This window comes from Bradyrhizobium sp. CCGB12, from assembly GCF_024199845.1.
Lineage (GTDB): Bacteria > Pseudomonadota > Alphaproteobacteria > Rhizobiales > Xanthobacteraceae > Bradyrhizobium.
Window position 1 is genome coordinate 400,902 of record NZ_JANADO010000002.1, and the last position, 13,566, is coordinate 414,467.

Below are 13,566 nucleotides of genomic sequence, written 5' to 3' on the forward strand. Positions count from 1 at the left end.
CAATCCAAGGAGGCATCGATCCGTTCGGTGACTCCACTGGAGTCCGGACCGTGCGGGCATTGTATGGATGCTGGTGTTAGCAATTATTGCTATCGCCATCTTTGCAGAGTTGCGGCTTATTACCCCTTCCTACCACAGCGGAACGCCAATGCGGCTTTGGACCCGACTGGGATTGCACACCTCATCCCAGCGGCGAACCCACATGCATCAAGAAGATCGGTCGGGAAATCAACCTGACGCGCGGCATCGGCAAATTGAACAAGCCAATAGATCCTGTGAGGTGGAACCGCCCGCAGACTTCTGCTCAGGGTCAAAGTACGAAGAATTCGGCCTGAGCAAAACTAGTCCGCTTCCACCAACGAAGCAGATTTCAATGTGACGGTTCGCCACTTCGCTGACGCGTTGCATAGGATGCCGGAGAGCGATGGCCCAGGGTTGGTTGATCTGTGCTAGGCTTCTTCAACACATGGTTGGTTTTGGCGGAGGCGATTGTGAGGCGACGTGAGTTCATCGCGCTCCTCGGCGGCGCGGCGGCATTCCGACCACTCGGCGCGCATGCGCAGCGTCTGCCAGAGCGCATCCTCTATTTCACATACTCCGCCGGCTACCGGCATGATGTCATACCGCTTTCTAAGGTAATCTTGACTCAGCTCGGAAGCAATTCGGGTGTCTTTGAAGTCACTGCAACGGAAGACACGTCTGAATTTTCTACCGAAAACCTCGAGCGCTACGCAGCGGTGATGTTCTACACAACCGGAGAACTTCCGATGAGCGACGCGCAAAAGAGAGCTCTTCTCAACTTTGTGCGCTCGGGCCGCGGATTCCTCGGCGTTCATTCGGCGACGGACACATTCTACAATTGGCCGGACTATCTCGACCTGATCGGCGGCTACTTTAATGGTCATCCTTGGCATCAGGCCGTGAAGATCGAGGTGGTTGATGCCGGCGACCCCCTGGTGGCTTTTCTCGGGAATTCGTTGCAAGTCGAGGACGAGATCTACCAGATCAGCGACTTCGAATATCGTGGATCACGCGTGCTTCTGCGCCTCGACCCAAGCTCGGTGGACCTTGGCAAGACTGGCGTACATCAACGATTCTATGGCTGGCCTCTCACCTGGACCCGATTCTATGGCGAGGGACGAGTACTTTATTCGGCGCTAGGCCACGAGCCGTCAGTTTGGCAGGACGCCCGCTACCAGCGAATCCTCACGAACGCTATCACTTGGTCTATGCGAAGGTCGCCCTAGTAGACGCCGCGGCACTTCCCATTTGCGCCACCGCCGGGTTCGTTGGCTGGTGTCCGTGCCAGAGGTTCGGACCGTCTTGGTCTGCGACTTCCGCTTCGGGTCAAAACCGGGCCTCTCATCGTTAGAATTGGACGCAAGTACGTCTCCAATCGTCCGAAAGCGGAAGTGGATCGGAAGGGTTCCCCGCTAAAAATGGCCAGCCTCACAAGTTGAGGAGGTCAACATGACCGATATTCTGAGCGTTAACCCCCCGTTTCGGGGCGCACTCCGTGGAATAAGGGCAAGATCGTCGGCGCGACGCCACCCCTCATCCTGGCATAGGTCGACGACGCTCTTGCAATAGCAGAACAAGTTGACGTCTGAATTCGGGGGCAGAGCGGGCGCGCTCTGCTCTGCCCTCACAGACTGCTCCGGGCCAACAACCGACTTCGGAACGGCGCCGCTGTAGAATCCAAAGAAGAGCACGGGATGATCCTCTTCAGTTGGCGTCAAAACATCCCATTTGCGTTTGCGGAGTGCTCGGGAAGGGTTTGCAGCACATCCCAGTGCTCAACGATCCTGCCATCGTCATCAAGTCGGAAAATGTCCATTCCGGCGTAGTCTTTGTCGCCGGGCCAATGCTGGAAGCAATGGAGGACGACGTATGCGCCCTCGGCGATCACACGCTGAAATTCAACCTTTTTGCCGGGATATTCGCGAGCCATCCGCTCGAAATAATCAATGAAGCCCTGCTTGCCCGTGGCGACGTGAGGGTTGTGCTGAAGATATTCGACCCCGACGTAGCGCTCTACCGCTTCGCGCGGCCGACATTTGTTGAACATCAGATCATAAAATTCGACCACGTGCTGCTTGTTAGCTGCCAAGTTCACCATAAGCCGCTCCGATCCATTATCGTTGAGCAAGTGCGGAAAGATCGGGCCGGCTGGAAGCAGCGTCAAGGGGCTATATTTTCGACTGCATCAAATCAATGGAATGTCAGCGTTGGGTCAAAAGCAGCGGTCACCCCATCAGTCGGGCAACGTCGGGCCTCCCTCGACAGCAGACATGGCAATGGCTCTCGTGATGTTCGGCTCGGGGCCAGCGGCGCATGCTAGCACGAGGGCGCTCTCAGGGTGGGGCATGTCGCCCTTCAGCATGCGTTCCACTGTCCTGCTCGTACTTATCGACGGGGGGCACGTCCAGCATCTACGTGCTTCTCGGCCTCTACCTATCGGACTGATTGCGTTGGGCCTAGCCTGCCTGCTGTTCGTCCCGCTCGCTAAGCGGTACGGATGGGGCAATGAAGGGCGCCTCACGAGGCATCTCAGTCGTCCGCAGTTTGAAGACGAAAGCCGCAAGTCCAGTTGAAGGGCACCGAGGGGACGTCCGCTCCGGATCAAGCAGTGAACGGTTGAGCCACGTTCTATAGCGACGATCAGATACAGGATGCGATTGCTGCCTCGGAGGACCACACTCCCTGTATTTGGGAGAGGATGAAGAAGATGGCTTCGACCCCGGACGATCCTCACGATAAGGAACAAGAAACAGAACCGGGAGCAATCGTGCGCGTCCTTACCATTGTCTTACCCAAGGTGTCCTTCGTCGCGCAAGCTGAAGACAAAAAAGAAGCAAGAGCGCGTCTTAGCATCGATGTGGGCAACGCTGTTCGCCCGGGAATCACGTCAGCTAGGGGCGGTTCCTAGATCAAAATTGTAACGACTGCTAATGGGATGGACCGGCTGCTTCCTCTGCGGGGATAGTCTGCAAAGGCTACCCCGCAGCATCCGGAAAAACAGCTCATGGACACCACCCCCGCTGGCCTCGATCGGCATCGACATCGCGAACGAAGTCTTCCACGTCATCGGTTTTGGCACGGACGGGCTGTCGCCAGATCAAGCGACTGGCGCTGGTCGAGGCCTTCAAGAAGCGCCACCTTGTGTGGTCGGCATGGAGGCATGCCTCAGTGCACACTTTGTCAGCCGGGCGCTGCGCCAGCGGGGCCACCAGCCGCGGATCATCCCGCGATCTATGTCAAGGCGTTCGTAAAGGGACAGAAGAACGACTACAACGACGCCGAGCCAATTGCAGAGGCCGCCCTGGGGCCGAATCTGCGCGTTGTTTGTGAGAAGACGCAGGACCAGCTCGACCTCCAGGCCCTGCATCGCATTCGACCTCGCCTGGTCTCGCGACGGGCGGCGACGATCAATCAGGCCGCGCATTCGTGGCGATCCTGGAGAGCCGTCAGGATGAGATATCGCCACGAACGCGCGGCCTGATTACTGGCTTGTACGAAGACCGGATATCTCTCGATGAACGGGTCGAGAGCCTTTCCGGTGAGATTGACCAGACCGGTGAGAAGGAAACTGACCGCCGTTGCCTCATGAGCATTCCGGGCATCGGCCCACCGATCTCGACCGCCGTGGTCGCCGCCATTGGTACCGGCGAGGCATTCGAGCGCGGGCGAGACTTGGGCGCATGGCTTAGTCTTGTGCCACAGCACAGGCGGCCGATCCATTCTGGGCCGCATCTCCAAACGAGGGAGCAAGTACCTCAGAACCCTATCATCCCCGCAAACGTCATCCTGATGCGTCCGCACAATTGGGAATGCTTCAGCTTCGGAGCATGGCTCCGGAACGCAGCCCCACGGCTGCATCGCAACAAGCTGGCTACGGCCAACAAATTAGCGCGGATCGCGTGGAGCATCCTGCGCAATGAGACGGCCTTGGACGCTCCCCGCCACGAGGTGATGGCGATCTGAGCCAAACCTCATCCGAGTTCGCGATAGAGAAAATGCATGGAACGGATCAATGAGCGCATGCAGAGTCTGGTAACCCAAATGGTTGCTTGCCAACCTGTCCGCTAATGAGACAAAGATGCATGCGTATTCCCATCAAGGCCACGGTCCGCGATCCGATGAACCAGGCCCGATACAATCAGCGTTTCCGCAACCCACGCACAATGTCTTGCGACGCAGCCGGTCCATACATATGGGTCATGTGTGGACGGCTCCTGGTTGGCAAGGAGAATCTTCACTTTGCGGCCGGTCCATCCTACGTTTACGACTACAGGACCTGGTTTTGTGGGAAACTGACGGGATCAGGCCGGTATCGGTCGCACAGTTTCTTGGGCAGGGCATCGGGGAAAGAGCCATAATAAGTGGTTTGGCGCTATCATAAATCTTCTGAGAAAATGCTCTCACCGAAAAACAGTCCAACAAATCCAGATTGTGGAAACGCCGTGACCGCAAGATAAGGTCGCGCTGATCAACTGGGACATCCCCGATCTCGACTCGGTGCTGGTTCATAACGCGGCGATTTCCACGCGGTCGCGCATGATATCGCCGCGCAGCCGCCTGGGACGACAGCCAAGTGGGGAGCCGTCTAGTCACGATGAGAAGTGAGCGTGAACTGGAAGACGGCGCCCCGCGGCTTGTTCACCGTGACCCACAATCGTCCTCCATGAGCCGCAATGATCGACCTACAGATGGCCAGACCCATGCCTAAGCCATGGGACTTGGTCGTGTAGAACGCATCGAACACACGTTCGGCAGATGCCGAGTCGAGCCCTGGGCCGGTGTCCCGTACGGCGACGCTCACATCGCCCGCAACATCCCTTTCGGTACTAATCTGCAGCGCTCGGCTACCCTCCTCGAGGCTGGTCATGGCGTCGATGGCATTTAGGATCAGATTAAGGAGCACCTGCTGCAGCTGAATGCGCTCACCTTCGATCTGCGGCAGGTCCTCCGCCAGTTGCGTCTGCAGCGAAATTCCATGCCTCACCGCCTCACTTCGGACTATGGCAACGACGTCCAGAACGGCTTCGTTGAAATCGAGGCGGCTTCTGGGGACCGGCGCTTTCCTGACCATAGCGCGGATCCGGTGGACGATCTCGCCAGCTCGTTGACTATCTGTGACAATGTGCTCGAGGGACTCGCGGGCCTTATTCAGATTGGGCGGGTTAGCGCCCAGCCAGTTTAAGGCCGCGTCGGCGTTGGTGAGCACAGCGGAGATCGGCTGATTGACCTCGTGGGCAATCGAAGCCGTCAACTGCCCCATGGTAGCAACGCGACTGACGTGAGCGAGCTCGACCTGTGTCTTCTGGCGTTCGATATTGCCGTTCTTGAAGACATTGACCGCATCGGCCATCGCGCCGATTTCGTCACGCCGACCAATCTCGGGCACGTCGATGCTGGTGTCGCCCTTGGCGAGTGCGGCCATGGCGCCGGTCATGCGCGTGATCGGCGTCGCGATAGCTCGGGTGAGTAGAATACCCATCAACACCGCGATGATGAGCGAGGCTCCGGCTCCCAGCAGGGTCGCCATGTATGCAGTGACATATGCCTGCTTCTGAGCAGCGTCACGCTTTGCCAACAGATCGCGCTCAAGCTTCTCGAATTCGCTCGCTTTGGTGCGGATAGCATCCATGGCGGCTCTGCTGGTCGACCCCTCCAACGCGCGCGCTTCCCCGCGGGTCGCTGGATTCGTCATCAGCGCGATCTCCCGTTCGGCGGTCTCCATGCGCCACGTCGTCGCCAGCTTGTTCAATTCATCGAGCCGGTCTTGCTGGACCGGGTTATCCGAAGTCTGTGCTCTTAATTTCCGGATCGCCGCACTAAAGTTGTCGCCGCCCCTGCGGTACGGCTCCAAGAATATCTCGTCGCCGCTGATCAAATAGCCGCGCAGGCTGGTTTCCTGATCCAGCATTGCCGCCACCGCCATCTCGAGCGTGTCCAACACGTCAGTGGTATGGACCCGCCAGTTCTTGGCCTCTTCGGTCACGCGAAGTCTGTCGTATATGATTGCACCGCTCACGAATATGACCGCGACAACAGCTGCAAACGCGGCCATTAGCTTGTGCGAAATCGGTAAATCGGAAAACGCGGACACCTTATCCTCGGAGCCGAAAACAACCAACCGGTCAGCTATTTGGGTTGGAGATTGATCTCAACGGATGGCATTCGCAAGAATTTGACGTGGCGTGGTCATAGGGCAAAGCAACGCAGCCGCGGTGCTCAATCAGCTTGACAAACACAAGGTGTCCCTCGCCGCCTAGCTCTTGGCGCACTCCTTCTATGGCAAGTTGGGCCCCCGAGAGAAAGCCGCAAACCACATTTTTGATGAGAAGAGGGTCCGGACGGCGCAATCTGCCGTCCGGCTAAACCCCTGCTTGCAGGCGACCAACGTGCAGAGTGAGCCGCGCTATTCGCGGCTCGCGATGTTGAATAAAATCGTCATGCCGTTAGATAGTCCCGTATCGCGTAGCCAACATTGTGGCGAAAGCGGGCACTAGGAGTCTAGCCCATCTGTGGGTTCTCATATCGTCACTTAGACGAAATTGACGCCGAGAGGAGCCGCAACTCTTCAGCCTGACTACGCGGCTCACATGGAAGAACAGGATCGTCATGTCCGCGCGATTATCACAATTATTGCGCGCGGCCGATGTCGCCCACGTCGACATCGGCATCGCGCGCTCCACCGTCACGCCTCAGGCTCAGGCGCACGGTCTTGCCGATCCCGATCTGCTCGATCTGATCGGTGAGGGCAGAGAGGCGACGCACCGGCTTGCCGTCAGCAGCGGTGATGACGTCGCCGAGTTTGCCGGATGAGGAGTTGACGCCGCGGATTCCGGCGCGTTCGGCCGGAGAGCCGGGCACGGTGCGTACGACGATCAAACCTTCGGTTCCCAAACGAGTGGCGACCGCTTCGCTCGCGGCGACGATACCGATTGAACGGGTCCTCCGGCCTTGGACCGGATGCCCGTACGCATTTCAACGGAGGACGATCATGCCAACGCTTGAAGACCTGAAGGCTTACATGGAGCGCGCGCAGCCGGGTTGCAGCACCCCGGCAAGCGGAAGGCTACGAGTTCGCGCGAGTGCGAAAACCTCAAAGGGAGTTGGTTCGCCAAGTAGAGCCGGAGAATTCTCGCGGATTTTACCCGTCAGGAACAAATTGCAACCCGGGCGATAGCTTCCAGCTCCGGCGTTCACCTGGCGCCCCTTGGCGCTGGAGGCCAACGGCCTCAGCTCGCGGCGGCTGAGTCCGCTCTTAGTGGGTTGGATGCAATAGTTCTGCTCACTGCCTTTACGCTGACGGGCCACTGTCGTTTGCAGAGACGATTCCCCGCGCTTGGGAGCGTAAGCAAGCGGAGAAGCTGCTCTGCTCGCTCCTTCGTCAAATTCGCCGCCCAATCTCCCCCGATCAATGCCGGCCCCTTGCGTTCTCGATTTAGACCATCCAACCGTTGCCTCCCACGTGTTGTTGCGCGGAGAATTCCATGACCATCAATCGTCGCAATTCCATTATCGTCGCCGTGATAGCGGCTGCACTGCTGGTGTTTGCCGCTGGCAATCTCCGGCATGTTCCCTGGCTAGGTTCGGTTGCTCGCGCGAGTGCGGAGCGCGGCCCGCTGTCGGAGGCCGAGCGCGCCAATATCGATATCTAGCTAATTTGAACATGTCTCAAAGGATCGTAAAGGTAAGTACCTTTCCAACGCGTCACCTGCCAGCAAGGTCCTCCCTTTGTCCTTTGGGCGCGATTCTGGGGCAAAACGGAACCCGAAAATTTGGAGCGGATCGCCTTGGCAACGAGAGCATACGTATCCCACGCACATTCTCGGCCTGCGACCGTTTCTCGACTGCGGCGCACTGGCGTCGATCGAGGCCACCGGCTCGGCCTTTGGAGAGCGGACTGCGCCTTCTCTCACCCGCTTGAGCTATGGCGCCGGGCGGTTGCAAGCGAGGAGCCAACTTGTGCACTTCATAGGAACGATGGGTGGAACTACCTGTTCATTACTGGCCGAGATATCTCAAGGAGCCGAACATGAGTCGCGTTTTGTTTGGACTTTGCACCCTCCTCACCTTAGTTGTCATGCACTCGGCTGCGGCGCAACAGCGCGTGGACGCAGCAACCTTCGCGCGCACCGTCAGCGCCAGCGACGGCTTCGAAATCCAGTCGAGCCAGCTCGCTTTGCAGCGATCCACCAATCCGAAGGTGCGGGCGTTTGCTCAGCAAATGGTCAATGACCACTCCAGGTCAAGTGCCGCACTTTCACAGAGTGCGCCGATGCTCACTGCTTTCTCGGGGCCATCCGGTTTGCTCGATGCCCGGCACGCGACGATGCTCTCGCAGCTCACGGCGCAGAGCGGTCCGGCTTTCGATCGGCTCTACGCGTAGATGCAGTTGGGTGGCCACCGGGAAGCGGTCGCCCTCTTTTCGTCCTATGCGGCGTCCGGCGACGACCCTCGCCTCGTCGGGTTCGCGCGAACGACATTGCCGGTTTTGCGGCACCATTTGGCCATGGCTCGCCGTCTTTGATCGCGCCGATCAACAATCGGGGCGCACGGTCGCGGTAGGCCGGTTGACTTGAGCGGATTAACTCTAAGCCGGGCGGTCTCGGGGCGAATGCCTCGAAGCAGCTGGAATGACATCTTGGCTGCGGCTGGATAGGCTGCGGCGTAGCTATGCCGCTGAATTTTTCGATCGCGTCCTCAGCTAACGCCTAAGCAGCAGCGCCTTTTCGAGGAGCTCAAGCTCAATCGACCTTTTCAGATCGACTTACGCCGCTCGCGCTCGGCGTCGTTCGCGCCTTGAACCGGTCTTTAATGTAGTGTCAGACATTTCGCCAAAATCACCGCAAGTCGGCTTCTGAGATAGCAGATCTTCAACCCGCGGCATCGCGTTTGCGAGGATTGGCAGGCGTGTAATCTTCGGGATGCCGGCTGCCTCCGCGCCGCTTGAGCAGGACGTCAAAGCCTGCATATTGATCCTCGTCGCTTCGGAGTTCATGCCGCGAACCGTTCCGGCAAGCCGCCCCGGAGCTGGTCCAGAAGCCGCTGTTCGCGTTCGATCCGGCCCCGGTAGAGCTCGCGCTCCTTTTCTGTCTTCGCGCTAGCCAGCAGCCGCCGGTAGTGCTCGATGACCTTCTCGTTGCTGCGGATCAGAAGATCCCTGATGTCGGTCATGGTGCCGCCTCCGCGTTCCTCGGCGCATGCCAGGGCATGGTGAATGCGACGGGGAACGTTTTGGAGTTAAGGGCCTCTAATGCTGTGTGCTCTTCAAAAAGACGCCGTTCGATGAACTGGCGTTCAAGATCCGACAGCCTTGTCTTGAGCAGGGTGCGATAGCGGTGGATATTGCTGCGATGGGCACGGATGCGGGCAAGGTCTTCATCTAGCATCGTCGTCACTCCAGACGGTCTTCCAGATCCTTTTGCGGTTTCGAGAAAACGGGAATCCACTTCCCGCCGGAAAAATATTCGGCTCGGAAACCCTGTCAAGATGGTAGTGGTGCAGTGCGAAGTCTTGCCACGGCGCGTTAGTAACCGCCCTCGACCAGTCGCCGCTATAAAAAAACTTCAGCGAGCCTCTTGAATCGCCCTTCCGTTTTTCTAAGTGGTTTTTCGCCGCGAGAGCGGTGTGCCGGGCGCCTTCACGGGTCCGGCGCCGGCGCCGGCCGGGAGGTCCTCGGACCACCATCTCGCGCTCCTTCGTAACCATCTTGCTCTTTGGAGGACTTGGATATGAGGACCACCTTCGACTTCGCGCCCCTCTGGCGCTCCACCATTGGCTTCGATCATCTGGCCGGGCTCGTCGACAGCGCTTTGCACCAGGCGAGCGAGGACAATTACCCGCCCTACAACATCGAACGCTCTAGCGAAGACCACTACCGGATAACTCTGGCGGTCGCCGGCTTTGGAGCTGACGACATCACCGTAACGGCAGAGCAGAACGCGCTCACCGTCGAGGGCCGGAGGCCCGAGAAGGCGGCCGGCGAATACCTTTATCGGGGCATCGCCGCGCGTCCGTTCCGGCGCGTGTTCAACCTGGCCGACTACGTTCAGGTGAAGGAAGCCTCTTTCCGCGACGGGTTGTTGATCATCTACCTCCTCCGCGAGGTGCCGGAGGCGATGAAGCCGCGCCGAATCCAGATCGCAAGCGGCAACCCTGCCTCGGCGCAGATCGAGCAGAAGAAGGCCGCCTGATGCCGTTCGGAGGATCGACCGCGGAATGCGGTTCGCAAGCGCGAGCCGCTGTCGCAGCGAAGGAGAACATCATGGCAATTCGTGATCTTATTCCGCGGTCGCAGAGTCAGGAGCTTGCGCCCACCCGAGGCTACGACCCGATCATGACGCTTCATCGCGAGATGAACCGGCTGTTCGAGGATGTATCCCGGGGCTTCGGAGGTCCGGGTTCGGTCCCCTGATAGAAGGACACTTCGGCTGGCCCAAGATCGAGCTAAGCGAAACCGAAAAGGCGCTGACCGTCACAGCTGAGCTTCCCGGGATGACAGAGAAGGACGTCCAGATCGAAATCGCCGGCGGCGTTATGACGATCCGCGGGGAGAAGAAGGCGGAGCGCATCGAGGAAGGCAAATACTTCACCGAGCGGACCTACGGCGCTTTCGAACGCCGGATCCCGCTCGATAACGTTGAGGAGGACAAAGCCGAGGCGTCGTTCAAGAACGGCGTCCTCACCGTGTCGCTGCCGAAACCGGTAAACGCGCGGGCGGGCGTCAGACACATCGCGATCAACACCCAGTAGCAACGTTCGGATGGCGGCGATGCCGCCGTCCGACAGCTCGAACCCATCCCGAAGGAAGGAGCGTAAGGGAGGCTATCAATGACCAATGCCAAAACCAATGCCGGCAATCTCGATCTCCTATTCCATCCCGCCTCGCACTATGCGTGTCCGGACGACGTGCTGAACGACCAGACCCTTTCGGATCCCGAGAAGCGGGTCATCCTATCATCTTGGGCGTCCGACATGTTCGCGGTCGAATCCTGCCCCTCGCTCCGCGAAATCCCGGGCATGAGTCATACCATCCGGCTGGCCGACATCCTCGCGGCGTTGCGGCGCCTCGACGGCGAGGACGACGATCCGCCTCGTCCGGGCGGTGCGGCCATGCGACTGCGGCGGCCTTGGGCCGCCGCCTGGCGGAGGTCTCCATGATGCTTACTCAGTCCGTGCTCGGTATGGTGCTTTGGGGGCACGCCGCCACGGCCTGTGCTGTCCCCTACCTGGCGTTGATCGCCCCCTTTTGGCAAGCCAGGCGCCTGTCCCTCCGACATGATTGAAACTCCACTAGGCGAATTCGCGCGTCGACGTCGTTGGCCACGACCAAGAGCGACTCATCTTTGACTGATCGGAATAGATAGATCATGCCGCTACTTTTCAGTGGACAGTCCAAACACACCTAGTAACGGCGATAGGAGTGGCAGGGCTTATCACTGGCTTGACCCGAGCATCGCTGCGGCCGTCGCTCAGCCTGATCACCCGAGCATTGATGGCCGCTGCCGCCCCGCCCGTTTACTGCGCGCCAGTCTATGGCCCGTCGGCGCATGATTAAGGACCTCGGTATTAGTCGGACCACCAGCACACCGCCTTGGTATGCTCCTGCGCGCGATCTGAGCTTTGCGTCAGGCTCAGGCGTTCGACTACCGCAAGACGGGCTCTCCACGGCTCACTTCCCCTGCGCTCCGCTGGAAGTTTAATCATCTTTCGTTCGGCGAACTGTTCGACATCACCGGCAAAGGCGGCCCTTCGTTCCTGGGCACCTCCACTCCCAACCCCGGATCGGCGTGCCTTGCGTGCCACTCGATCCAAAGGTGACCGGCGACCAACATCACGCCGGCGCATAACAGCGCGAGAGCTGCGCTGACGAGATCACGATAATTATCCATCCCACGACCCAAGCATGCGTGCTCGCTGCCTCCTTTAGCTAAGCAGCCAATCGGCAATAGGGTTCCGCTGCGCACGAGTAACTGCCGACTGGAGATCACCGATCTGCACGGCCTCCGAAGAGTTCGAGTACCCTGCCCTCGTTCGGCGATCATCATCGATCCCAGGCACAACCTGGAGCTCAGGAACAGGCGGCCCTAGCACGGTACATTCGAGCCCCTGGCGATGCGCATAGGCGATGGCAGCTTCTGCGGATGGAAAGGACAATTCCACCTGCGCCAGGGGAGCGTTATCTTCTGCCCGACCCATCAGAGGTTCAATCCGCAGCGGCGAGGGGCGTTCGAACCTGAGCTTCCATAGCCTTCTCCGGCCCGATTCATGACTGACGCTGCCGCCTCGATGATGAGTGCGTGCTCGCCGGCAGGCACGGTTCAAGAGACTCTCTGCCGCAGAGAACGAGCAACGTATCTCGTTCGCCGAACGACGGGCGTTTCCTTATTATCGGGGATCATTCACGCCGGAACATTCCTTCCAATTTTCACATTCTTGCGGTTCACATGACCGCTGGCCATAATGCCCTCCACGGATCAGGTCCCGATCAAAAGCAAGCATTCGAAGATGCCATGGCCCATGTGGGTTGTCCTGATCGCCGGATCGACCGGCGCCCGCGTTAAGTGCTGCTCGCCCTTCCAACCGTTACGTCACACCGGATATGCGGCGCAATTCCTTTTATGCTGCCAGTGCGGCGGGCTCCCTGTAGTGTCACCCCTGGCCATCATGGCCCCTGCCATGCGGGCGATCTTGTTCGCGAGCGCGATCGCAGCGACCTTGGTGGCGACGCGGCAGCAGCTCCGTAAGCCAGGTCGATGCCCTGTGGCATGGACTTTGGCATAGCGGATCACTGCGAGCGCGCCAGCCGTGAACAAGCTGCGCAAATAGCGATCACCTTGTTTGCTGATACTGCCAAGCTTGTCCTTGCCCCGCTTGAGTTCTGCTTCGGCACGAGCCGAACCCAGGCGGAGAAGTCCCGACCCGAAGCCCTTGGCATCGGCAACGCTCGCAACCAGCGCTGTCGCGAACGCCGGCCCGACGCCAGGGATCGCGTCCAGCCGTTTGCTCGTCGCGCTTTATCGATCGATGCCAGACGATGATGCGTCGGTCGAACTCCAGGATTTGGGCCTTCAACGCTCGCAGTTGACTGCCGAGAGCCGCAAGACACGCGCGGGCCACCTCCGGGAGCCGGCGCTCGGCTGTATCGGCGACGGCTTCCAGCAGTTGCTCGATACCCCTGCGCCCGGCGGGGGCGACAATCCCGAACTCGGCAAGATAGGCGCGATTGAATTGATGACCGCAGTCTGCTGGCGAATGAACAGATGGCGGGCTCGATGAAGCAGGAGGCATGCAGCTCAGCATCCCCCGCGCAAACGGCCGCCCTGCGCGCATAGCCGGCCGGCGGCATTGTCGGTGATTGCCGTGCTCTCCCATCGGATGCTTCGGAATGGAAATGGTTCCCGAAAAATTTGGAGACGCAAACCATGCGCCGGCGGGCGACTCCGAAATGTCCGCTGAGTAAAAAGCTGAAGTCCTGACCGTTCCCTTTCCGTGTCCGGCCCTACCGCCGCAAGCGGACGTCGATGAAGCCGGCTGCCATGACTGCCAAGG

General features: G+C 59.4%; 13 protein-coding genes and 3 pseudogenes. 9 read left to right on the forward strand and 7 right to left on the reverse strand.

Going from position 1 to position 13,566, the window contains the following annotated elements; genetic code table 11:
• Positions 1-491: 491 nt before the first annotated feature.
• Positions 492-1,247 carry a ThuA domain-containing protein gene (locus NLM27_RS43310; protein ID WP_254149395.1) on the forward strand — a complete coding sequence of 252 codons (756 nt, stop codon included), beginning with the start codon at positions 492-494 and terminating at the stop codon, positions 1,245-1,247.
• A 488-nt stretch (positions 1,248-1,735) separates the two neighbouring features.
• Here NLM27_RS43310 and NLM27_RS43315 read toward each other — a convergent pair whose 3' ends face one another.
• A complete protein-coding gene (locus NLM27_RS43315) occupies positions 1,736-2,119 on the reverse strand; it encodes an ester cyclase (protein WP_254149444.1) in 384 nt (127 codons plus the stop codon).
• Positions 2,120-2,719: 600 nt separating this feature from the next.
• On the opposite strand from NLM27_RS43315, the gene NLM27_RS43320 reads away from it, so the two are divergent.
• Together NLM27_RS43320 and NLM27_RS43325 are read left to right on the forward strand one after the other, a co-directional pair.
• Positions 2,720-2,929 (forward strand): hypothetical protein, encoded by a 210-nt coding sequence (locus tag NLM27_RS43320; protein ID WP_254149396.1) that lies wholly within the window; start codon positions 2,720-2,722, stop codon positions 2,927-2,929.
• A gap of 79 nt (positions 2,930-3,008) precedes the next feature.
• Positions 3,009-3,984, forward strand: a pseudogene (locus NLM27_RS43325) (IS110 family transposase).
• A 622-nt stretch (positions 3,985-4,606) separates the two neighbouring features.
• On the opposite strand, the gene NLM27_RS43330 reads toward NLM27_RS43325, so the two are convergent.
• Together NLM27_RS43330 and NLM27_RS43335 are read right to left on the reverse strand one after the other, a co-directional pair.
• A complete protein-coding gene (locus tag NLM27_RS43330) occupies positions 4,607-6,112 on the reverse strand; it encodes a CHASE3 domain-containing protein (protein ID WP_254149397.1) in 1,506 nt (501 codons plus the stop codon).
• A 536-nt stretch (positions 6,113-6,648) separates the two neighbouring features.
• Positions 6,649-6,912, reverse strand: coding sequence for a PDZ domain-containing protein (locus NLM27_RS43335; RefSeq protein ID WP_256570476.1), 264 nt, complete (start codon positions 6,910-6,912; stop codon positions 6,649-6,651).
• A 590-nt stretch (positions 6,913-7,502) separates the two neighbouring features.
• Here NLM27_RS43335 and NLM27_RS43340 point away from each other — a divergent pair.
• A complete protein-coding gene (locus tag NLM27_RS43340) occupies positions 7,503-7,670 on the forward strand; it encodes a hypothetical protein (protein ID WP_254149399.1) in 168 nt (55 codons plus the stop codon).
• 425 nt (positions 7,671-8,095) lie between these two features.
• A pseudogene (locus NLM27_RS43345) lies at positions 8,096-8,542 on the forward strand (DUF4142 domain-containing protein).
• 467 nt (positions 8,543-9,009) lie between these two features.
• On the opposite strand, the gene NLM27_RS43350 reads toward NLM27_RS43345, so the two are convergent.
• Complete coding sequence (locus NLM27_RS43350) at positions 9,010-9,189, reverse strand: hypothetical protein (protein ID WP_254149400.1); 180 nt, start codon at positions 9,187-9,189, stop codon at positions 9,010-9,012.
• Positions 9,186-9,404: a hypothetical protein gene (locus NLM27_RS43355; RefSeq protein ID WP_254149401.1), complete on the reverse strand. Its 219-nt coding sequence runs from the start codon at positions 9,402-9,404 to the stop codon at positions 9,186-9,188. The genes NLM27_RS43350 and NLM27_RS43355 overlap by 4 nt, the downstream gene beginning before the upstream one ends.
• 342 nt (positions 9,405-9,746) lie before the next feature.
• Between NLM27_RS43355 and NLM27_RS43360 the strand changes: the two genes are divergently transcribed.
• From NLM27_RS43360 to NLM27_RS43370, 3 genes and pseudogenes are all read left to right on the forward strand, one after another.
• Positions 9,747-10,208 carry an Hsp20 family protein gene (locus NLM27_RS43360; RefSeq protein ID WP_254149402.1) on the forward strand — a complete coding sequence of 154 codons (462 nt, stop codon included), beginning with the start codon at positions 9,747-9,749 and terminating at the stop codon, positions 10,206-10,208.
• A 71-nt stretch (positions 10,209-10,279) separates the two neighbouring features.
• A pseudogene (locus NLM27_RS43365) lies at positions 10,280-10,767 on the forward strand (Hsp20/alpha crystallin family protein).
• A 78-nt stretch (positions 10,768-10,845) separates the two neighbouring features.
• The gene (locus NLM27_RS43370; RefSeq protein WP_254149403.1) at positions 10,846-11,175 is read left to right on the forward strand and encodes a hypothetical protein; all 330 of its coding nucleotides are present in this window, start codon (positions 10,846-10,848) and stop codon (positions 11,173-11,175) included.
• Between the two features lie 765 nt (positions 11,176-11,940).
• On the opposite strand, the gene NLM27_RS43375 is transcribed toward NLM27_RS43370, so the two are convergent.
• Both NLM27_RS43375 and NLM27_RS44330 read right to left on the reverse strand, forming a co-directional pair.
• Positions 11,941-12,339, reverse strand: coding sequence for an NADH dehydrogenase ubiquinone Fe-S protein 4 (locus NLM27_RS43375; RefSeq protein ID WP_254149404.1), 399 nt, complete (start codon positions 12,337-12,339; stop codon positions 11,941-11,943).
• Between the two features lie 266 nt (positions 12,340-12,605).
• The gene (locus NLM27_RS44330) at positions 12,606-13,013 is read right to left on the reverse strand and encodes a transposase (protein ID WP_375142366.1); all 408 of its coding nucleotides are present in this window, start codon (positions 13,011-13,013) and stop codon (positions 12,606-12,608) included.
• Here NLM27_RS44330 and NLM27_RS43380 point away from each other — a divergent pair.
• Positions 12,946-13,293 (forward strand): hypothetical protein, encoded by a 348-nt coding sequence (locus tag NLM27_RS43380; RefSeq protein WP_254149405.1) that lies wholly within the window; start codon positions 12,946-12,948, stop codon positions 13,291-13,293. The genes NLM27_RS44330 and NLM27_RS43380 overlap by 68 nt on opposite strands.
• The last annotated feature ends 273 nt before the right edge of the window (positions 13,294-13,566 follow it).

Excerpts from the sequence above, each read along its gene's own strand:
- NLM27_RS43315 (WP_254149444.1), bottom strand. The coding sequence starts at position 2,119 with ATGGTGAACTTGGCAGCTAACAAGCAGCACGTGGTCGAATTTTATGAT.
- NLM27_RS43355 (WP_254149401.1), bottom strand. The coding sequence starts at position 9,404 with ATGCTAGATGAAGACCTTGCCCGCATCCGTGCCCATCGCAGCAATATC.
- NLM27_RS43360 (WP_254149402.1), top strand. The coding sequence starts at position 9,747 with ATGAGGACCACCTTCGACTTCGCGCCCCTCTGGCGCTCCACCATTGGC.
- NLM27_RS43350 (WP_254149400.1), bottom strand. The coding sequence starts at position 9,189 with ATGACCGACATCAGGGATCTTCTGATCCGCAGCAACGAGAAGGTCATC.
- NLM27_RS43370 (WP_254149403.1), top strand. The coding sequence starts at position 10,846 with ATGACCAATGCCAAAACCAATGCCGGCAATCTCGATCTCCTATTCCAT.
- NLM27_RS43320 (WP_254149396.1), top strand. The coding sequence starts at position 2,720 with ATGAAGAAGATGGCTTCGACCCCGGACGATCCTCACGATAAGGAACAA.
- NLM27_RS43340 (WP_254149399.1), top strand. The coding sequence starts at position 7,503 with ATGACCATCAATCGTCGCAATTCCATTATCGTCGCCGTGATAGCGGCT.